Source organism: Micromonospora sp. NPDC048842 (genome assembly GCF_040649935.1).
GTDB classification, from domain to species: domain Bacteria; phylum Actinomycetota; class Actinomycetes; order Mycobacteriales; family Micromonosporaceae; genus Micromonospora; species Micromonospora hortensis.
Genome location: NZ_JBEZGK010000034.1, coordinates 1 through 18,767, shown reverse-complemented (window position 1 = coordinate 18,767; position 18,767 = coordinate 1). Strand labels below are relative to the sequence as shown.

The following is an 18,767-nucleotide window of genomic DNA, read 5'->3' as shown; positions in this document are numbered from 1 at the left end:
GGGGGGAGACGCAATGAGCGGCGGGGCCCTCCCCGGCACCCGCCGCCCACGCTCTGATGTGAGGAATTCTGCCCTACGCCTGCGTAGGTTCAACAGAGATCGCGGTCACATTTATCTTTTTGTAACACTACTCTGCGTGACGAAGCGGAGGTTGATCAGCGATCTCCGCAGGCCGGATACCTCCTTGTCAAGGCCCAAGTTACCGATTCGTAGTGCTCAATCGCGTGGATCTCCCTGGAAACGCTCCCATTACCGCAGGTCACGCAAGTGCGTCATGCACTTGCGTTCCGCAGGTCGGGTGTGAACAGATGCGCGTCGATGACCTGCGGCACCCCCCGGCAGCCCCGGGCACGTTTCGTGCCCCACCGCACGGGAATTCGATACGGTCAGCCCTGGTTCTACGGGACGTAGATAAACCGCGGTGATCGGAGAGTGCAATGGCAACCGTTGAGCTGACCTCGACGAACTTCGACGAGGTGACCGGCAACGACGGCATCGTCCTGGTCGACTTCTGGGCCGACTGGTGTGGTCCGTGCAAGCGGTTCGCCCCGGTCTACGAGCGCTCCTCGGAGAAGCACCAGAACATCGTCTTCGGCAAGGTCGACACGGAGGCTCAGCAGGAGCTGGGCGCCAAGTTCGACATTCGCTCGATCCCGACGATCATGGCGATCCGAGACGGCGTCATCGTCTTCGCCCAGCCGGGCGCCCTTCCCGAGTCCGCGCTGGAGAACCTGATCGAGCAGGTCGAGGCGCTGGACATGGACGACGTCCGCAAGCAGCTGGCCGAGCACAACCACTGAGTCGTCCCCACGACGACACCGAAGGCCGGGCCCGATGCGGGCCCGGCCTTTGTCGTACTCCCAGCAACTCCCGCATGATCACCTGCCTGGTCAGGCCGAACTGGCCGTCGGAGGGACCCGAGGCCGTCGGTACATCCCGTATCGTCACGACCCGATGGAGAACCTCACCACCCGCGGGCGCGTGACCCGGCTGGGCGCGACCGCACTGGGCCTCGTCCTGCTCGTCGTCGGCACCTTCTGGGGCAGCGACGACGACTTCCCGTTCGGCCCGTTCCGGATGTACTCCACCTCCAACCCGCCGAACGCACCCGCACCCGACACCCGCGTCGAGGGGGTGAACAGCTCCGGAGCGGTGATCGACCTCGACCAGAACGCGACAGGCATCCGCCGCGCCGAGATCGAGGGTCAGCAGGCCCGATACGCCGCCGACCCGACGCTGCTCACCGAGGTCGCCGACGCGTACGCCGAACGCCACCCGGACGCTCCCGCGCTGGTCGAGGTCCGCATCGTCATCCGCTGGCACGGTATCCGCGCCGGTCGACCGACCGGCCAACACACCGACCAGACCGTCGTCCGCTGGCAGGCCACCCGATGAACCGCTGGCTGACCGAGGCCGTACCCCGGGGCCGGGTGGCCGCCTTCCGCACCCTCATCTACCTGTTCGTCGCCGCCGATCTGGTGATCTTCACCCCCTGGGTACGCACCCGGGTCAGCGTGCCCGGCGACCTGTACCAGCCACTCCTGATCGGCCGTCTGCTCCCACTGCCGACGCCAACCGAGACGCTGGTGACGGTGATCTTCTGGGCGTTGCTGCTGCTCGCCCTCCTCGCCGCCACCGGACGAGCGCCCCGACTGCTCGGCTGGGCGGTGTGCGCGCTGTACCTGGAGTGGATGATCATCGCGATGAGCTACGGGAAGGTCGACCACGACCGGTTCGGGCTCCTCGTCGCACTGGCCGTACTGCCCACCGCCGGTCGCGCCCGACACGGCGACACCACCCGCACCGAGGCCGGCGGCTGGGCCCTGCGCGTCACCCAGATCGCGGTGATCTGCACGTACTTCCTGGCCGCCTTCGCCAAGCTGCGCTTCGGCGGTCTGGACTGGCTGACCGGCTCGGTCCTGGCCCGCGCGATCATCCGGCGCGGCACCGACCTGGCGGACCTCATCGCCCAGGTGCCGTACCTGCTGATCGTCGCCCAGTTCGGCATCGTGGCGTTCGAGCTGCTGAGCCCGCTGGTCTTCTTCCTGCCGCCCCGCTGGCGACTCGCCATGGTCGGCTTCTTCTACTCGTTCCACGCGGTCACCATCGCGACGATCACGATCTCGTTCGCGCCGCACCTGGCCGCGATGACCAGCTTCCTACCGTTGGAGCGGGTGCGCCCGCTGGTCTGGGCACGCCGGCTCGTCGGCCGCGACTCTCCCGAAACGGCGACGACGGATGCCCCGGAACCGCGCCCGGCCGACGTCGACAGGGTGCCGGCCGACCCGGGCCCGGTGACAGCCGGCGCGGGGCCGGTGCTCGACGATCAGGCGCCGGTGGTCGGGCGACCAGCCGGCCCGTAGAGCCGCTCCCGGGCCTCCTGCGGCAGGGAGCAGGCCGCCGTGCCACCGGGAAGTCGGTGCCGGTTTCGCGCCACCCAGCGGTACAACGGCCAGGCGGCAACGCGTACCGGAGGTATCCGCAGACCGGCGCCGGCGACCCGCCAGAGCGGACCACTCGCGGCGAGCAGCTTCGCGATGGCGTCCGGACCGGCCGCGCGCGAGCCGTCCGCGCCGACCCACTGCACGGCCTCCTCGCACTCGGCCACCGTGAGGCCGAGCGCGTCCAGGTCGGCGAACTGCCAGGGCACCACACGTGCGGCGGTGGGGATGCGACGCTCGATGAACTCCGCACAGCTCGTGCAGAACGCGCAGTCCCCGTCGTAGACGAAGGTCGACGTCTCCATGGCGTCCATCCTCCCCTCTCCGACCACCCGGACGCCCACCGGTGTACGGCGGGTCACTTGCGCTTGTCTCGTACACGTGTTCGAATAGTGGCCATGCGCTGGGACAACCTCACCGCTCCCCCGGTCGAGGGAGACCCCGAGCGGGCAGCGCCAGCGACGCCACCCCTGCCGCTGGCGCTGCCCGGCGCCGTCGCCCGCACCTTCGACACCCCCGAGTTCGCCGGGATGACCTTCTACGAGGTGCAGGCCAAGTCCATCCTCAACCGGGTGCCCGGGCAGTCCCGCGTCCCGTTCGAATGGACGATCAACCCATACAGGGGCTGTTCTCATGCCTGCACTTACTGCTTCGCGAGAAACACTCACACCTATCTCGATCTCGATGCCGGTGCCGACTTCGACCGGAAGGTGATCGTCAAGGTCAACGCCGGCGAGCTGGTCCGGCGGGAGCTGGCCGCGCCGCGCTGGCGGGGCGCGCACGTGGCGATGGGCACCAACGTGGACTGCTACCAGCGCGCCGAGGGGCGTTACCGGTTGATGCCGCAGATCATCGGCGCCCTGCGGGACTTCGCCAACCCGTTCTCGATCCTCACCAAGGGCACGCTGATCCTGCGCGACCTGCCGCTGCTGCGCGAGGCCGCCGAGGTGACCACGGTGGGCATCTCCTTCTCGGTGGGGTTCGTCGACGAGCACCTCTGGCGCACCGTCGAGCCCGGCACACCGCACCCACGCCGCCGGCTGGACGCCGTCCGGGCACTCGCCGACGCCGGCTTCTCCATCGGTGTGCTGATGGCACCGATCCTGCCCGGCCTCAGCGACAGCGACGAGTCGATCGACGCCACCGTCTCGGCGATCGCCGCCGCCGGTGCGACGAGCGTGACCGCCCTGCCGCTGCACCTGCGTCCCGGCGCCCGGGAGTGGTACGCGCAATGGCTCGCCCGCGAGCACCCGCACCTCGTGCCCCGCTACCGCGAGCTCTACCGGGCCGGTGCGTATGCCCCGCAGGCGTACCAGCGGGAGTTGACCGCACGGGTGCGGATCGCCGCCCGCCGACACGGGCTGCACCGCGGCGAGCGGGGCGACAACCGCAGCCTGCCCGAGCCTCCGCAACCGGCGGCGGCCGAGCAGCTGACGCTGTTGTAGTCGGAGCTACAGTCGGCGGGTGCGTACCGCTTCGCAGATCCTCGCCGACTCCGCCGTGATCGCCGTCGTGGGCGCGTCCCGCGACCCGTTCAAGGCCGCGCACGGCGTGCCGTTGCAGATGCAGCAGTACGGCTGGCGCATCATCCCGGTCAACCCGACCGTCGACGAACTGTTCGGGGAACGGGCCTACAAGTCGCTGGCCGACATCCCGCACCCGGTCGACCTGGTGGACGTGTTCCGACCGGCGGCCGACGCCGTGCAGGTGGTCCGGGACGCGGCGGCGATCGGCGCCCCCGCGGTCTGGCTCCAGCTAGGCATCGTCTCGGCCGAGGCGCGGCGGATCGCCGAGGAGGCCGGCATGGACTACGTCGAAGACCGCTGCCTCATCGTCGAACGCGCCGCCGCCAACCTCACCCGCCTCCCCTAACCCGAACCTGCCCCGCCCCGCCCCGCCGGTCATGCAGTCACCGGTCTGGCCGCTGCCGAACCCGGCCTGGTGGCACGCCGGTCGCTGCAACCCGCCCCGGTGGTCGACGGCAGGGACACGGCGGTGCCGGAGGGCTGCCGCGTCGGCGTCTCCGGCGCGGTCAAGGGCACCATGTCTCGTCAACGACGAGGCGTCCGTCGGCGCGGACGGCCTCGGTCACGAGCGTGATGCCTCTGAGTCATTTTGATGCCTCACGGTCATCAGGCTCGTGACCGACGACGCGGATCGGCGACCGGCCAACAAGCAACCGGCAACAAGCAACAAGCAACGAGCAACCGATCAGCAGGCGCGGATCAGAGCTTGTACTCCTTGAGGAGGCCTCGGGAGATGATGGTCTTCTGGATCTCCGAGGTGCCCTCGCCGATGAGCAGGAACGGGGCCTCCCGCATCAGCCGCTCGATCTCGTACTCCTTGGAGTAGCCGTAGCCGCCGTGAATGCGGAACGCCTCCTGGACGACCTCGGCGCAGTATTCGGAGGCGAGCAGCTTGGCCATCCCGGCCTCGACGTCGTTGCGCTGGCCGGCGTCCTTGAGCCGGGCGGCGTTGACCATGAGGGCGTGCGCGGCCTCGATCTTCGTGCCCATCTCGGCGAGCTTGAAGGCGATCGCCTGGTGCTTGGCGAGGGGCTGGCCGAAGGTCTTGCGCTGCTGGGCGTAGCTCACCGCAAGCTCGAAGGCGCGGATGGAGATGCCGCAGGCGCGGGCGGCGACGTTGACCCGGCCCACCTCGATGCCGTCCATCATCTGGTAGAAGCCGCGGCCCACCTGGTCGGCGCCACCGAGGATCGCGGAGTCGGGCACGGTCACCCCGTCGAGCACCATCTCGGTGGTCTCGACGCCCTTGTAACCCATCTTCTCGATCTTGCCGGGGATGGTGAGGCCGGGGGCGGTCTCACCGAAGCCCGGCTCCTTCTCCAGCAGGAAGGTGCTCATGTTGCCGTAGACGGATTCCGCGCCGGTATCGGTCTTGACCAGGGTGGCCACCACCGAGGAGTACGCCCCGTTGGTCAGCCACATCTTCTGTCCGTTGAGCACGAAGTTGTCGCCGTCACGGACAGCCCGGGACTTGATCGCCGAGACGTCGGAGCCGGTCTCGGGCTCGGACATGGAGAACGCGCCGCGCACCTCGCCGGTGGCCATCTTCGGCAGTAGGCGGGCCTTCTGCTCGGCGGAGCCGTGCTGGGAGATCAGGTACGCCACGATGAAGTGGGTGTTGACGATGCCGGAGATCGACATCCAGCCTCGGGACAACTGCTCCACCACCAGCGCGTAGGTGAGCAGCGATTCGCCGAGGCCGCCGTACTCCTCGTCGATGGTGAGACCGAACAGCCCCATCTCGCGCATGCCGTCGAGGATGTCGGTGGGGTACTCGTCGGCGTGCTCCAGCCGCTGCGCGTGCGGGATGATCTCCTTGTCGGCGAAGTCCCGAACGGTCTCCAGGATCGACTGTTGCACATCGGTCAGGCCGGGCGTCTGGGCGAGTCGGGCCATCTCAGCCTCCGGGGATCCGCGCACTACTCATGGGTAACTGAACGCTGGGTCAGTATCGGCCCCTCGGGTCGACGAGGCCAAGGTGACCAGTCCACACAACCGCTGTGAAAAGGTTCACCGCTGCGGGTAGCGTCCGGCAAGAGGGACTTTTCCGGCACCGGCAGGAGGAGGACAGCTGTGAGCTACCCGCCGCCGTCGGGACCGCCCGAGGACGAGCCGCCGCCGTCACCCTACGAACCACCGAAGGACCAGTCGCCGTACGCGCCACCGCCGGCCGGCCAGTCGCCGTACGCGCCGCAGTCGGACCAGCCGGCGTACGAGCTGCCAGCGGAACGTTCACAGTACGGGCCACCGCCGGGCGAACCGTCGCCGTACGGCCACCAGGGGCCGCAGCAGTCGGCGCACTGGAGTCAGCAACCGCCGTACCCACCACAGGGCCCCTACGGTCAGTACGGCCCGCCGCCTTCTGGGCCGGGTCGGGGCACCAACGTGCTGGCGATCCTGTCGCTGGTGTTCGCCTTCGTCTTTCCGCCGGCCGGCGCCGTCCTCGGCCACGTGGCCAAGCGGCAGATCCGCACCAGCGGCGAGGAGGGCGACCAGCTCGCCACCTGGGGGCTGATCCTCGGCTACGTCTTCACCGGGCTCACCGTGCTGGCCTGCTGTGGCTGGCTGGCACTGGTGGCCTTCGGCAACACCGGCGACAGTGGCAGCTACTGACGAACGGGCCGGCGTGGCCCGTCGCGGTCAGCGGAAGCGGGCCTCGCGGACGCTGTTTCCGCCGTCCACCACCAGCATCTGCCCCGTGATGTACGAGGCGGCCGGCGAGCAGAGGAAGCTGATAGCCGCGGCGACCTCGTCCGGCGTGCCCGGCCGCCCCACCGGGGTGCCCAACCCCTGCTTGATCTCGGCCATGGTGGACGCCGCGGTGTAGATGGTGCCGGGCGCCACCGCGTTGACCGTCACGCCGTCGGCGATCATCTCCATGGCCAGGGCCCGGGTCAGCCCGACGACTCCGGCCTTCGCCGCGGCGTACGCGGCCTCGGTGGGCAGGGCGTTGACCGGGCCGGCCGTGGCCGACAGGTTGACGATCCGACCCCAACCCCGCTCGGCCATCCCCCCGATGAACGCGCGGCTGCACAGGAACGCTGTGGAGAGGTTGCGGTCGATCTCACCACGCCACTCGTCGTAGGTCAGTTGCGCCACCGGCCGCAGCACCCCCTGGCTGGCGCGACTGGCCAAGCCGGCGTTGTTGACCAGCACCTCGACGTCGCCCAACTGCTCGGCGACCGCGTCGGCCAGCGCGCCGACCTCGGACTCGTCGGTCAGGTCGGCGACGAAGCCTGTCACGCCCAGCTCGGTGGCCCGCTCGTGGATGCGTCGGGTGGTGGAGACGATGGCCACCCGCGCGCCCAGGTCGGCGAGTCGCCGGGCGGTGGCGTACCCGATGCCGTCCGGGCTGCCCGCCCCGGTGACCAGGGCGACCCGCCCGTCGAGGCGCATGGTGACCGGGTCGGTGAGCGCGACCGGCTCGTCGGGGCCGGGGCTGCCCGCCGGGGCGGCCGTCCGGGCGCGCCGGGCCGCACCCGGGCGGCTGACGTCCCGTCGGGGTCGACTGCCGGAGCGGTCCGCGGCGCGCGCGTCGTATGCCATGACAGGGATCCTGCCCGTTACGACCGGCCCGAGCAACGCGGCACCCGGAAGCAGGGGCGTCGGGTTTGGGCGGCGCTGGCTACCCTGTCTCCGCACCCCAACCTGACGGAGAGTTCGTATGACCAATCCCCCGCCGCCCGGCAACTGGAGCGATCCCACGTGGTCGGCCCAGCCGTCGAGCCCCGCACCGGATCCGACACTGGTGGCCGGTCAGCCGGTGCCCGCGCAACCTGGCCCGGTCGACCCGTACGCCCCCGATCCTTACGCCCCGGCCCCGTATGCCCCGGACCCGTACGCCCCTGTCGACCCGTACGCCGGCGCGAAGCAGCCAGCGGCCCAGCCGATGCCCGGTTACGCCCCGCCCGGATACCCGCAGCAGTACCCCGGCTACGGCTACCCACAGCCGCCGAAGACCAACGGGCTGGCCATCGCGGCGTTCGTGCTGGCCCTGATCGGTTTCACGTCCTGCATCACCGCGCCGATCGGCGCGATCCTCGGCCACGTGGCGCAGAAGCAGATCCGGCTCAGCGGCGAGGGCGGGGCGGGGATGGCGAAGGCCGCCATCATCGTCGGCTGGATTCTCACCGGGTTCCTGGTGCTGGTGATCCTCTTCTACGTCGCCGCGATCGTCTACGCGATCGCTACCAGCGACAACAGCAGCAGTAGCTACTGATCGTCGGGCGGGCCGGCGTACCGCCGATTGTCGGGCCGGACCGACAGCCGGCGGCGGTCGTCCCGGCCCGGTCGGTCACTGCTCCGGTGGGGTGAACGACGAGGTGCGGCTCATCCCGGCGGCCCGACCCTTGGCCGCGACCACCAGCGCCATCTTGCGAGACGCCTCGTCGATCATCTCGTCGCCGAGCATCACGGCGCCGAGCCGGCCGCCGGCCTCCGAGGTGTAGTGCTCGTACGCGTCGAGGATCAGCTCGGCGTGGTCGTAGTCGGCCTGCGCCGGCTGGTAGACCTCGTTGGCGGCGTCGATCTGGCCCGGGTGCAGCACCCACTTGCCGTCGAAGCCCAGCGCGGCCGAGCGCTTGGCCACCTCGCGGAACGCGTCGACGTCGCGGATCTGCAGGAACGGGCCGTCGATGGCCTGCTTGTCGTGCATCCGCGCGGCCATCAGGATCCGCATGAGGATGTAGTGGTACGGGTCGCCCGGGTAGTCCGGGATCAGGCCGCCGACCACCATCGACTTCATGTTGATCGACGCCATGAAGTCGGCCGGGCCGAAGATGATGGTCTCCACGCGCGGCGAGGCGGCGGCGATCGCGTCCACGTTGACCAGACCGGCGGCGTTCTCGATCTGCGCCTCGATGCCGATCCGACCGACCTCCAGGCCGATCGTCTTCTCGATCTGGGTGAGCGTCAGGTCCAGCCACTGCACCTGGGCGGCGCTCTGCACCTTCGGCAGCATGATGCAGTCCAGGTTGGCGCCAGCGCCCTCGACGACCTCGATGACATCCCGGTAGGTCCACGGGGTGGTCAGGTCGTTGACCCGGACCACCCGGGTCTTGCCGGCCCAGTCGCCCTCGTTGAGGGCGGCCACGATGTTCTTGCGCGCGTCCGGCTTGGCCAGCGGGGCGACGGCGTCCTCCAGGTCGAGGAAGACCTGGTCGGCCGGGAGGCCCTGAGCCTTGCCGAGCATCTTCACGCTGGAACCCGGCACGGCGAGGCAGGACCTGCGGGGGCGACCGACTGCGGCCATGGATGCGCTCCTTCCAGCGTCCGGCGGACATGCCGACGCCACCTGACGACAGATCCGGGACCTTAACGATCCCAAAGGGCGTTGTGACGCCACGGTAACCTCGCGCCATGACCGGGGTGAATGGACCTGTGGAAGATCTCACTGGGCGTCGACTGGTGGTGGTGACCGGGGCCAGCTCCGGCATCGGGCTGGCCGCCGCCGTGCACCTGGCCTGCCGGGGCGACCAGGTGGTGCTGGTCGGGCGGGACCCGGCTCGCCTGCAGGCGGCAGCCGAACGGGTACGGGAGAACTCCGGTGAACGTCCGGAGCTGTTCCGGGCCGACTTCGCGATCCTCGACGACGTACGCCGACTGGCCGAGCAGCTCCGGTCCGCGTACGACCGGATCGACGTGCTCGCCAACAACGCCGGCGCGATCGCGCTGCAACCACTGAGCACTGTCGACGGCTTCGAGATGTCGATCCAGGCCAACCACCTGGCCCCGTTCCTGCTGACCAACCTGCTCGCCGACCGGGTGGGCCGGGTCGTGGTGACCGCCTCCGGCGCGCACCGCTTCGGCGCACTGGACCCGGACGACCTGAACAAGCCACTGCGTGACTACCGGCCGATGGGCGCGTACGGCACCAGCAAGCAGGCGAACGTCCTGTTCACCGCCGAGGTCGCCCGGCGCTGGCCGGACGTTGCCGCGTACAGCTTCCATCCCGGGGTGGTCCGTACCCGGTTCGCCAACGACAGCAAGCTGGTCGCGTTCGGCATGCGGTTCATGCCGTTCCGCAGCCCGGAGAAGGGTGCCGAGACCCTTGTGTGGTTGGCCAACCAGGAGCGCTCCCGGCTGATCAACGGGGGTTACTACGTCGACCGACGGCCGCGTCGACCGCTCCGGAAGGCTGCCGACCCGCAGCTCGCCGCCCGGCTGTGGACGGCGAGCGCCAAGGCCGTCGGCCTCGATGACTGACCGGGCCGGCCACCCGGGTCATCGAGGTGCACGAGGTCTAGGTCCGAGCCCTCGCGGTCCGCGCCAGCGGCGCAGCAGCGACAGCACGGCCCGGATGACGAGAACCGCCAGGACGAACCCCACCAGGAGCGCCCAGAACGGCGGCGGCCCGTAGTGGGGGCGGCCCGACTCACGTACCGCGCCGCGGATCGCGAGGTCGGCGGCGACCGACAGGTCGGTGATGCCCTCCGGCGTCCGGAAGAGCACCTCCGGCGTGGTCGCCCCCCGACGTAGCGCCACCAGTTCCACCGCCTCCGTGCCGACCTCGTGATACGGCCCCCAGGCGATGTCGTGGTTCTCCGGCAGGTCCACCGCCGCCGGACCCGGCACACCGACCAACGCGACCGCTTCGTCAGCCGATCGCCAGCCGAGCAGATGCACGAACGAGCGGGAGCGCAACGGCGGGAACGCCGCGCCGGCCAGCGCTGTGCCGTCGGCTGCGGACCGCACTGACAGTGTCCAGCTTCTCCGATAGGACGGAACCGGGCACTCGGTGCAGGTGGACCGGCCGAGGACAGCCACCGAACGACCGTCCGGCAGCCACGACCCGGCCCCGGCGAGCCGCCCGCCCGCCAGCGGCAGCTTCCGGTACGGCGTGGCGACCCGATCCGCGCCCGCGTCGCCCACCCGGGTCAGCCAGACCTCGTCGCGTATCTGGAGGGCGAGATCGCCGCCGTCCGACGACAGCGCGGCCGTGCGCCCCGGCGGGACCCAGGTGGTGCCGACCGGCACCCGCAGCACGTCCGTCCCGCGATCCCGGTCGTAGACCCCCACGTACGGGGTGGAGTAGGTGTTCGGGGACGTGAACGTGGTGTCGTCGTCGGCGTAGACCAACCGTTTCCCGTTCGGCGCGAAGGCGAGCGGGTAGCCGTTTGGGCGGTCCGGGGTGGTCGTCCCGGACGTCAGGTCGAGGAGGGAATCGCCCACCCAGACGTACCGGCCGTCCGGGGAGAGCGTCGCCTCGAAACCCGCGACGGCCGGATCGCCGTCCAGTACGCGGTAGCGGTCGTCGTCGGCGGCCACCACACCCATCCGGGTCTCGAACCAGTTGGTGCGCACGGCGGGACCACCGAAGAGCATCGCCGCCACGCCAGGTGCCGAGTAGCCGACCGAGGCGGTCCGCAGCGGCGGGTCGACGAGCCTGGTGGGCAGGCCGGGGGCATCGTGCCGCGGGCCGGCGGGGATCGGCAGGGCGACCGGGTGCAACGCGTACCCGGTGCCCAGGAGCAGGACCAGGACGGCGAGCGCGCCGGCGACGGCGGCCCGGCGACGGCGGTGCCGTGTCCGCGCCGCGTCGAATAACCCCTCCGGTACACGCGCGGGCGGCACGTCGTCGGCGAGGCGACGCAGCGCTGCGGAGAGCCGGGCGGTCACCGGGTCACCTCCTGCGGGTCACGGCCGACAAGTTCGGCCAGTTCGGGGGCGAGGACGCGGAGTCGGCCGAGGGCGTGGCGGGTCTGACTCTTCACGGTGCCGACCCGGCAGCCGAGTAGCTCCGCCGTCTCCGTCTCGGTGCGGTCCTCGTAGTAGCGCAACACGAGGACCGCGCGCTGCCGCACGGTCAGCCGGGCCAACGCCGCCGACAGCACCAGCCGCAGATCGTGGTCGTCACCCGGACCGGAGCGGTCCGGCAGCACCCCGCCCAGTCGCTCCGCCGGGCGAGCCCGCCGCCAGCGCCACCAACTGGCGGCCTGGGTAAAGAGCACCCGACGCAGGTAGGCGGGTGGATCCTCGATCCGCTCCCAGCGCACCGCGACGCGAGCCAGCGCCACCTGGACCAGGTCCTCCGCATGGTGCCGGTCACCGGTCAGCAGGTACGCGAACCGGGTCAGCCCGGCGGTCTCGGCCCGGACGAAATCCGCGAAGCCGTCCCGGGCGCGGTCCTCAGTCGTCAACGGATCGCCCTCCTCACCCGGACAGACGCCGGGCGGCCCCGCCGCGGAGGGAACCAGTGTCCATGTTCCTCACGTCGTGGCAGCACCGTGTCGGGCGATCAGTCGGCCAACGGGGTCGGGTCGGCCGGCAGGGCGGTGGGTTCGCTCCGCCGGCCACCGAGCACCACCACCGCCACGCCGGCCAGCAGCAACGCCATGCCGAGCAACGCGTACGGGCGGGGCAGTTGACCCAGCCAGGCCCAGCCGAGCAGTGCCGCGCCGGGCGCCTCGAGCAGGATCAGCACGCTGACCGTGGTCGCCGGGATCTTCCGCAGGGCGTAGTTGAACATCGAGTGCCCGAGCAGTTGGGCGCCCGCCACCAGGGCCAGGATGGCCAGCCAGGTACGCCCGTCGAAGCCGGTCAGCCGTACGCCGCCGACCAGGCACAGGGCCAGCAGGATCAGCGCGCAGATCCCGTAGCAGATGGTGGTGTAGGTGGTGGTGCTGATGCTGACCCGGGCCCGTTCCCCGAAGGCGGTGTAGACGGCGGCGAACATGGCGCCGATCAGCGCCAGCACGTCACCGAGGACAGCCCGGCCGGAGACTCCCACGTCCACCCCCGTGGCGACCGCCGCGCCGCCGACCGCCACCGCGATGCCGATCCACACCACCCGGGGCAGCGGACGCCCCTGGGCGCGGGCGATCAGCCCCTGCCAGACCGGCTGGGTGGCGACCAGGGCGGTGGACGTGGCGACCGAGGTGAGCTGGGCGCTCGGCACCCAGGTCGCGAAGTGCCCGGCCAGGGCGACCCCGGACAGAACGCAGAACAGGCCCTCCCGCCGGCCGACGCCCACTGTCAGTCTGCGGAACTCGGCGCGGCGTCGGGCCAGCGCGAAGGGGCTCAGCACGGCCACCGCGAGCAGGTTGCGCCAGAACGCGATGGCCAGCGCGGGGGCGGCGGCGTACGCGATCAGCGGCGCGGACGACGACACGGCGACCACCGCCAGCCCGACCGCGCCGGTGGTCAGCGGGTCCAGGGACAGCCGGGGTGAAGGTGGGGGCACGGGACGTAATCCTCACACGTATGACGGTCAGCACGGAGGGTCATCACTCCGTTACGATCACGCGGGTTCGCGCCGGCGACCCTCGACCGCCCGGAGGCGCTCTCCCATGCCCAGCTACCAGGCGGTGCTGTTCGACTTCTTCGGCACCCTGACCCGTTCGGTACAACGCGGTGTCGCGCACGTCGGCACCGCCGAACTGCTCGGGTGTCCCACCGAGATCTTGACCGAAGTGCTGAACCGCACCTACTACGAGCGGGCCAGCGGCCGGCTCGGCGACGCGGAGGCGACACTGCGCTGGGTGTGCGCCCAGGCCGGCGTACACCCCAGCGACCATGCGGTGCGGGCAGCCGTGGCGTCCCGGCACCGGGCGGTCCGCGCCGACACCTGGCTGCGGGCCGACGCGGTGCCGGTGCTGGCGGCCCTGCGCCAGCGCGGCCTGCGCACCGGCGTGATCAGCGACTGTACGCACGAACTTCCGGCCTTCCTGCCGCAGCTCGCTGTCGCCCCCCTGCTCGACGTACGGGTCTTCTCGGTGCAGGTCGGGCGGTGCAAGCCGGATCCGGCGCTCTACCTGACGGCCTGCCAGCGGCTCGGGCTCGCGCCGGGCGACTGCCTCTACGTCGGTGACGGCGGCAGCCAGGAGTTGACCGGCGCCGAGCGGGCTGGGATGACAGCCGTCCGGCTCGCCGCACCGGATCTGGCCACGCACATGGTCTTCAACGCCGACCGGGACTGGTGCGGCCCCACGCTCGGCGCCCTGGGCGAGGTGCTCGCCCTCGTCGACGCCGACGCCGCGATGGCGGGCGTCGGCGGTCGGACGGGCTGATCGACCGATCAGCGGCGACGGACGCGGTGCAGGCGGAACGGCTTACGGGTGGCCCGGACCGCCGGAGTCGGCCGAGGTGGCTCGGCCTGCGCGTCGGCCGGCAACTCCGATCCGGCCAGCGGCGTACCGGCCGGGGCGAGGCGGTTCACAGCGCATCCGTCGGCGGCCCATCGGGCCACCAGGTCAGCTGTCGGACCGGGCGCGTTGAGGCGCTTCGCCGCCACCAGCGGCGCGGCGACGTCCCACGCCTCGGTGCCCGGCTGCAACCGGCTCACCCGGGCCGGCCAGGTGACGATCCGGCCGCCGTGGTCGCCGCGCAGGGTGACCTGGGCCTCGGTCGCGTCGGCCAGACCCGGTGCGGCCTGCTCACCCGGCCCGCTGACCACCAGCAGCGCGCCCTCCAGCGGGGCGCACCAGAGCGCAAGCGCCGGCCCACCCGCAACGCTGACCCAGGCCACTGCGGCCTTCTTCATCGCCTCGTCGACCAGTGGGGTGCCCCCGGGGGCGTCCTCGTCCGTCACACCCGCATCCTCCCGCATCGGCGCCTCCGCTCAGCCCACGAACGGCGGCACGACGATCTCGCCGCGAGCCACCGGCACCACCTGGCCGGCGACCGTCGCGCCGACCGCCACCCCGTTCGCCGCGGTGACAGTGCAGGCCAACGCGGACGGTCGGTTCATCTCCACGCCCTGACGGACCGCGTACTCCGACCGCCCCTCACCGGGCAGCAGACCACTCGCCACCAGCCAGACACCGAGGCCGAGCGCCGCCGAACCGGTCGCCGGGTCCTCCGGAACGCCGATCCCCGGCACGAAGACCCGGGCGTGCGCGGTTTGCGCGGCCGCGTCCCAGGAGAAGACGCTGACGTGCGATACCCCGTACCGCTGCGCCGCCGCCGGGTCGACCCGGGCGCGGGCCACCGACTCCGGACGCACCGGCAGGTACGGGAACTCCAGCCCGCAGCCGGCGACCCGTGGGGCAGGCCCGAGGTGGTCCCCGGCGACCAGCCCGGCGATCTCCAGCAACGGCTCCGGGTCCAGCTCCGGCCCGAGCGTCGGGGCGCCACCGGTCAGCGTCGCCCCGGACGCGGTCACCTCGATCGGCAGCACACCGGCCCGGCACTCCTGGGTGACCTGCCCCACACCGAACATGCCCCGTCGGCAGGCGGTGACCGCCGCGCCGACGCTGGGGTGCCCGGCGAACGGCAACTCCTCCACCGGAGTGAAGATCCTGGCCCGATAGGTGACGCCGACCTGGGTCGGCGGCAGCACGAACACCGTCTCGGACAGGTTGAACTCCAACGCGAGGGCCTGCATCTGCTCGGTGGCCAGCGCCTCCGCGCCGAACACCACCGCCAGCGGGTTGCCGGCGAAGGGGCGATCGGTGAAGACGTCCACGATCTCGTAGGCCAAGGTCGACATGTTGATAAACACTAGGCGCTTAGGCTGGTGCCCGTGAGTACGCCGACCCGGGTCTACATCGCCCGTCTCGCCGGAGTCGCCGTCTTCGACCCGAACGGTGACCAGGTGGGGCGGGTTCGTGACGCCGTGGCACGGCTGCGGGCGACGAAGCGTCCGCCGGAGGTGGTGGGCCTCGTCGCCGAGATGCCGATGCGTCGTCGGATCTTCCTGTCCATCAACCGGATCACCTCCATCGACGCGGACGCCGTCGTGCTCGGCTCCGGCACCCTCAACCTGCGCCGGTTCGAGAAGCGCCCGAACGAGCTGCTGGTGCTCCAGGAGCTGCTCGACCGGCGGGTGCAACTCGACCCGGGCGGCCAGCCCGGCGCTGTCGTTGACGTCGCGATGGAGTGCACCCGGGGTGGCGAGTGGTCGCTGACCCGTGTCGCAGTACGCGAGCAGACCGGTCGGCTCAGCCGCCGTGGCCACCTGCACCAGGTCGAGTGGGACCGGGTGCGCGGGCTCAGCGGCATCGCCGACAACCGGGGTACGGCGAACCTGCTCGCCGTCCTGGAGGACATGCGCCCCGCCGACCTGGCCAACGCGTTGCAGGATCTGCCCGACGCGCGCCGCAACGAGGTAGCGGCCGCGCTGGACGACGAGCGACTGGCCGACGTGCTCAGCGAGCTTCCGGAACACGACCAGGTGGAGATCCTCGCCGCCCTCGACCGGGAGCGGGCCGCCGACGTCCTGGAGGAGATGGACCCGGACGACGCCGCGGACCTGCTCAACGAACTGCCCCCACCCGAGCAGGACGTGCTGCTGGACCTGATGGAGCCGGACGAGGCCGACCCGGTACGCCAGCTGCTGAAGTACACCCCCGGCACGGCGGGCAGTGTGATGACCTCGGAGCCGGTCATCCTGCCGCCGGACGCCACGGTCGCCGAGGCGCTGGCCCGGATCCGGGAGCCACAGCTCTCCCCCGCCGTCGCCGCGCAGGTCTTCGTGACCCGGGCACCGCAGAACACGCCGACCGGCCGTTACCTGGGCATGGTGCACTTCCAGGCGCTGCTGCGCGAACCACCGGCCGACCTGCTGGGCAAAGTGGTGGTCAACGACATCGACCCGCTACGCCCCACCACCCCGCTGCCGGAGATCACCCGCCGGATGGCCACCTACGACCTGGTCGCCATGCCGGTGATCGATCGCAACAACCGGCTGGTCGGCGCCGTCACCGTCGACGACGTGCTGGACCACTCGCTGCCCCGGGACTGGCGGGACCGCGATGCCCTGGCCGCCCCGGGCACCACCGACCCTGCGCTGGACGGCGCAGATGGCTGACCAGCGTCGGACGGAGCGTCTCGACCAGCCACGCGAGCCACGGGGCGTCAAGCTGCCACGGTTCGACGCCGAGGCGTTCGGTCGGTGGTCCGAGGGCATCGCCCGGGGCATGGGCACCGCGAACTTCATCGTCGTGATGACGGTGGTGATCGCGATCTGGTTCGTCTGGAACACCCTGGCCCCGGCGAACCTGCGCTTCGACCCGTACACCTTCACGTTCCTGACCCTGGTGCTGTCGTTGCAGGCCAGCTACGCGGCCCCGCTGATCCTGCTGGCCCAGAACCGGCAGGCCGACCGGGACCGGGTGGCCCTGGAGGAGGACCGGCGGCGAGCCACCGCGCAGAAGGCGGACACCGAGTACCTGGCCCGGGAGATCGCGGCCCTGCGGATCGCGCTCGGTGAGGTCGCCACCCGCGACTTCCTCCGCTCCGAGCTGGCCCGGTTGGCCGAGGAACTGGACGAGGTGGGGCAACGCCGGCAGCGACTGGAGCGCCGCCAGCAGGAGAAGGACAGCCGGCAGGAGCGACGTGGCCAGCGGCCGACCGACGGCGTCGGCCTGGAAGAACCGCGCGACGACCTGGACGGCGACTTCACCCGGGACGCCCGGCCGGACGGCACTGGCCCGCGCCGGTCAGGGAGCTGACCGACGGGTCATCGATTGGCTCACACCGCCCCGGGCAACGGCGGCAACGGATGCCCCGCGACGTAGCATTGCGGGCATGTCAGCACCCGTGAGCACCGTCGAGGACGCGATCCAGGCCGCCCTGGCCACCGTCAACGACCCGGAGATCCGCCGGCCCATCACCGAGCTGGGCATGGTCCGCTCCGCCACGATCGGTGCCAGCGGTGTGGTCCGCGTCGAGCTGTTGCTCACCGTCGCCGGCTGCCCGCTGAAGGACAAGCTGCGTAACGACATCACCGCCGCCGTCGCCGCGGTGCCCGGCGTCACCGGCGTGGAGATCGACTTTGGGGTGATGACCCCCGAGCAGCGGCAGTCCTTGCAGTCGCAGCTGCGTGGCGGCGGCGGCGCCACCGAGGAGCCCGTCATTCCGTTCGCCCAGCCCGGCTCGCGCACCCGCGTGTACGCGGTGGCCAGCGGCAAGGGTGGCGTCGGCAAGTCCAGCGTCACTGTCAACCTGGCGGCCGCGCTCGCCGCCCGTGGGCTCTCCGTCGGCGTTGTCGACGCCGACATCTACGGCCACTCGGTGCCCCGGATGCTCGGCACCGAGGCCCGGCCCACCCGGGTCGAAGACATGATCATGCCGCCGCAGTCGCACGGCGTGAAGGTGATCTCCATCGGCATGTTCACCTCCGGCAACGCCGCAGTGGTGTGGCGCGGCCCGATGCTGCACCGGGCGTTGCAGCAGTTCCTGGCCGACGTCTACTGGGGCGACCTGGACGTGCTCCTGCTCGACCTGCCGCCGGGCACCGGTGACGTGGCCATCTCGCTGGCCCAGTTGCTGCCCAACTCGGAGATCCTGATCGTCACCACCCCGCAGACCGCCGCCGCCGAGGTGGCGGAACGGGCCGGGTCGATCGCCCTGCAGACCCACCAGCGGGTGGTCGGCGTCATCGAGAACATGTCCTGGCTGGAGCTGCCGGACGGCTCCCGCATGGAGATCTTCGGTGCCGGCGGTGGTGAGGCGGTTGCCGAGTCGCTGAGTCGCACCATCGGCGCGCAGGTGCCGCTGCTCGGTCAGATCCCCCTGGACACCCGGGTCCGCGAGGCCGGCGACGCCGGCAACCCGGTCGTGCTGGCCGAGCCGAACTCCCCGGCCGCGCAGGCGCTCGGCACGATCGCCGACCGGCTCGCCCTGCGCCGCGAGTCACTGCTCGGCAAGCCACTCGGTCTCAAGCCCGCTGGGCGCTGACCACCCGGAACCCCGTCAGCCCGTCGGCCACTGTTGGCCGGCGGGCTGAGTCGCGTCGGTGGGTGGTCCAGCGAGGCCGCTGACCGGCGTGGGCCGGCGGTCGGCATGGGCCGGCGTGGGCCGGCGTGGGCCGGCGTGGGCCGGCGTGGGCCGGCGTGGGCCGGCGTGGGCCGGCGTGGGC

General features: G+C 71.4%; 21 protein-coding genes. 12 read left to right on the top strand and 9 right to left on the bottom strand.

Going from position 1 to position 18,767, the window contains the following annotated elements; genetic code table 11:
* The first annotated feature begins 437 nt into the window (after positions 1 to 437).
* From trxA to AB0C19_RS30660, 3 genes are all read left to right on the top strand, one after another.
* A complete protein-coding gene (gene trxA, locus AB0C19_RS30670; RefSeq protein ID WP_007455291.1) occupies positions 438 to 800 on the top strand; it encodes a thioredoxin in 363 nt (120 codons plus the stop codon).
* Positions 801 to 954: 154 nt separating this feature from the next.
* A complete protein-coding gene (locus AB0C19_RS30665) occupies positions 955 to 1,395 on the top strand; it encodes a hypothetical protein (protein WP_112673919.1) in 441 nt (146 codons plus the stop codon).
* A complete protein-coding gene (locus AB0C19_RS30660) occupies positions 1,392 to 2,363 on the top strand; it encodes an HTTM domain-containing protein (RefSeq protein WP_357190934.1) in 972 nt (323 codons plus the stop codon). Before AB0C19_RS30665 ends, AB0C19_RS30660 begins: the two co-directional genes overlap by 4 nt.
* Here AB0C19_RS30660 and AB0C19_RS30655 read toward each other — a convergent pair.
* Positions 2,327 to 2,746, bottom strand: coding sequence for a DUF393 domain-containing protein (locus tag AB0C19_RS30655; protein ID WP_109819716.1), 420 nt, complete (start codon positions 2,744 to 2,746; stop codon positions 2,327 to 2,329). The two genes, AB0C19_RS30660 and AB0C19_RS30655, sit on opposite strands and share 37 nt — an antisense overlap.
* A 93-nt stretch (positions 2,747 to 2,839) precedes the next feature.
* Here AB0C19_RS30655 and AB0C19_RS30650 point away from each other — a divergent pair, with 93 nt between their 5' ends.
* A complete protein-coding gene (locus AB0C19_RS30650; protein WP_357190931.1) occupies positions 2,840 to 3,886 on the top strand; it encodes an Rv2578c family radical SAM protein in 1,047 nt (348 codons plus the stop codon).
* Positions 3,887 to 3,905: 19 nt separating this feature from the next.
* The gene (locus AB0C19_RS30645) at positions 3,906 to 4,313 is read left to right on the top strand and encodes a CoA-binding protein (protein WP_357190929.1); all 408 of its coding nucleotides are present in this window, start codon (positions 3,906 to 3,908) and stop codon (positions 4,311 to 4,313) included.
* Between the two features lie 353 nt (positions 4,314 to 4,666).
* Here the strand turns inward: AB0C19_RS30645 and AB0C19_RS30640 are convergent, their stop codons facing one another.
* The gene (locus AB0C19_RS30640; protein ID WP_357191022.1) at positions 4,667 to 5,863 is read right to left on the bottom strand and encodes an acyl-CoA dehydrogenase family protein; all 1,197 of its coding nucleotides are present in this window, start codon (positions 5,861 to 5,863) and stop codon (positions 4,667 to 4,669) included.
* Between the two features lie 177 nt (positions 5,864 to 6,040).
* Between AB0C19_RS30640 and AB0C19_RS30635 the strand changes: the two genes are divergently transcribed.
* Entirely contained in the window at positions 6,041 to 6,580 is a 540-nt protein-coding gene (locus AB0C19_RS30635; RefSeq protein ID WP_357190927.1) for a DUF4190 domain-containing protein, read from the top strand.
* A 27-nt stretch (positions 6,581 to 6,607) separates the two neighbouring features.
* Here the strand turns inward: AB0C19_RS30635 and AB0C19_RS30630 are convergent, their stop codons facing one another.
* Positions 6,608 to 7,513, bottom strand: coding sequence for an SDR family NAD(P)-dependent oxidoreductase (locus tag AB0C19_RS30630; RefSeq protein WP_210781830.1), 906 nt, complete (start codon positions 7,511 to 7,513; stop codon positions 6,608 to 6,610).
* A 118-nt stretch (positions 7,514 to 7,631) separates the two neighbouring features.
* On the opposite strand from AB0C19_RS30630, the gene AB0C19_RS30625 reads away from it, so the two are divergent.
* Positions 7,632 to 8,186 carry a DUF4190 domain-containing protein gene (locus AB0C19_RS30625; protein ID WP_357190925.1) on the top strand — a complete coding sequence of 185 codons (555 nt, stop codon included), beginning with the start codon at positions 7,632 to 7,634 and terminating at the stop codon, positions 8,184 to 8,186.
* Positions 8,187 to 8,261: 75 nt separating this feature from the next.
* Here the strand turns inward: AB0C19_RS30625 and AB0C19_RS30620 are convergent, their stop codons facing one another.
* A complete protein-coding gene (locus AB0C19_RS30620; RefSeq protein WP_357190923.1) occupies positions 8,262 to 9,218 on the bottom strand; it encodes a CoA ester lyase in 957 nt (318 codons plus the stop codon).
* A 128-nt stretch (positions 9,219 to 9,346) separates the two neighbouring features.
* Here AB0C19_RS30620 and AB0C19_RS30615 point away from each other — a divergent pair, with 128 nt between their 5' ends.
* On the top strand, positions 9,347 to 10,171 hold the full coding sequence (locus AB0C19_RS30615) for an SDR family NAD(P)-dependent oxidoreductase (RefSeq protein WP_357191020.1): 825 nt from the start codon (positions 9,347 to 9,349) through the stop codon (positions 10,169 to 10,171).
* Positions 10,172 to 10,189: 18 nt separating this feature from the next.
* On the opposite strand, the gene AB0C19_RS30610 is transcribed toward AB0C19_RS30615, so the two are convergent.
* The 3 genes from AB0C19_RS30610 to AB0C19_RS30600 form a co-directional block, all read right to left on the bottom strand.
* On the bottom strand, positions 10,190 to 11,584 hold the full coding sequence (locus tag AB0C19_RS30610) for a hypothetical protein (protein ID WP_357190921.1): 1,395 nt from the start codon (positions 11,582 to 11,584) through the stop codon (positions 10,190 to 10,192).
* Positions 11,581 to 12,105, bottom strand: a complete 525-nt coding sequence (locus tag AB0C19_RS30605) for a SigE family RNA polymerase sigma factor (protein WP_357190919.1) — start codon at positions 12,103 to 12,105, stop codon at positions 11,581 to 11,583. Before AB0C19_RS30605 ends, AB0C19_RS30610 begins: the two co-directional genes overlap by 4 nt.
* 98 nt (positions 12,106 to 12,203) lie before the next feature.
* Complete coding sequence (locus AB0C19_RS30600) at positions 12,204 to 13,148, bottom strand: DMT family transporter (RefSeq protein ID WP_357190917.1); 945 nt, start codon at positions 13,146 to 13,148, stop codon at positions 12,204 to 12,206.
* A gap of 106 nt (positions 13,149 to 13,254) precedes the next feature.
* Here AB0C19_RS30600 and AB0C19_RS30595 point away from each other — a divergent pair, with 106 nt between their 5' ends.
* Positions 13,255 to 13,974 (top strand): HAD family hydrolase, encoded by a 720-nt coding sequence (locus tag AB0C19_RS30595; protein WP_357190915.1) that lies wholly within the window; start codon positions 13,255 to 13,257, stop codon positions 13,972 to 13,974.
* A gap of 8 nt (positions 13,975 to 13,982) precedes the next feature.
* Here the strand turns inward: AB0C19_RS30595 and AB0C19_RS30590 are convergent, their stop codons facing one another.
* Together AB0C19_RS30590 and AB0C19_RS30585 are read right to left on the bottom strand one after the other, a co-directional pair.
* Positions 13,983 to 14,513, bottom strand: a complete 531-nt coding sequence (locus tag AB0C19_RS30590) for a hypothetical protein (RefSeq protein WP_357190913.1) — start codon at positions 14,511 to 14,513, stop codon at positions 13,983 to 13,985.
* A 12-nt stretch (positions 14,514 to 14,525) separates the two neighbouring features.
* Positions 14,526 to 15,395, bottom strand: coding sequence for a PhzF family phenazine biosynthesis protein (locus AB0C19_RS30585; protein WP_357190911.1), 870 nt, complete (start codon positions 15,393 to 15,395; stop codon positions 14,526 to 14,528).
* Positions 15,396 to 15,428: 33 nt separating this feature from the next.
* Here AB0C19_RS30585 and AB0C19_RS30580 point away from each other — a divergent pair, with 33 nt between their 5' ends.
* The 3 genes from AB0C19_RS30580 to AB0C19_RS30570 all read left to right on the top strand — a co-directional run bounded on the left by AB0C19_RS30580 (position 15,429) and on the right by AB0C19_RS30570 (position 18,586).
* The gene (locus AB0C19_RS30580; protein WP_238671210.1) at positions 15,429 to 16,715 is read left to right on the top strand and encodes a CBS domain-containing protein; all 1,287 of its coding nucleotides are present in this window, start codon (positions 15,429 to 15,431) and stop codon (positions 16,713 to 16,715) included.
* A complete protein-coding gene (locus tag AB0C19_RS30575) occupies positions 16,708 to 17,358 on the top strand; it encodes a DUF1003 domain-containing protein (RefSeq protein ID WP_357190908.1) in 651 nt (216 codons plus the stop codon). Before AB0C19_RS30580 ends, AB0C19_RS30575 begins: the two co-directional genes overlap by 8 nt.
* Before the next feature lie 76 nt (positions 17,359 to 17,434).
* Positions 17,435 to 18,586, top strand: coding sequence for an Mrp/NBP35 family ATP-binding protein (locus tag AB0C19_RS30570; protein WP_357190906.1), 1,152 nt, complete (start codon positions 17,435 to 17,437; stop codon positions 18,584 to 18,586).
* Positions 18,587 to 18,767: the final 181 nt, after the last annotated feature.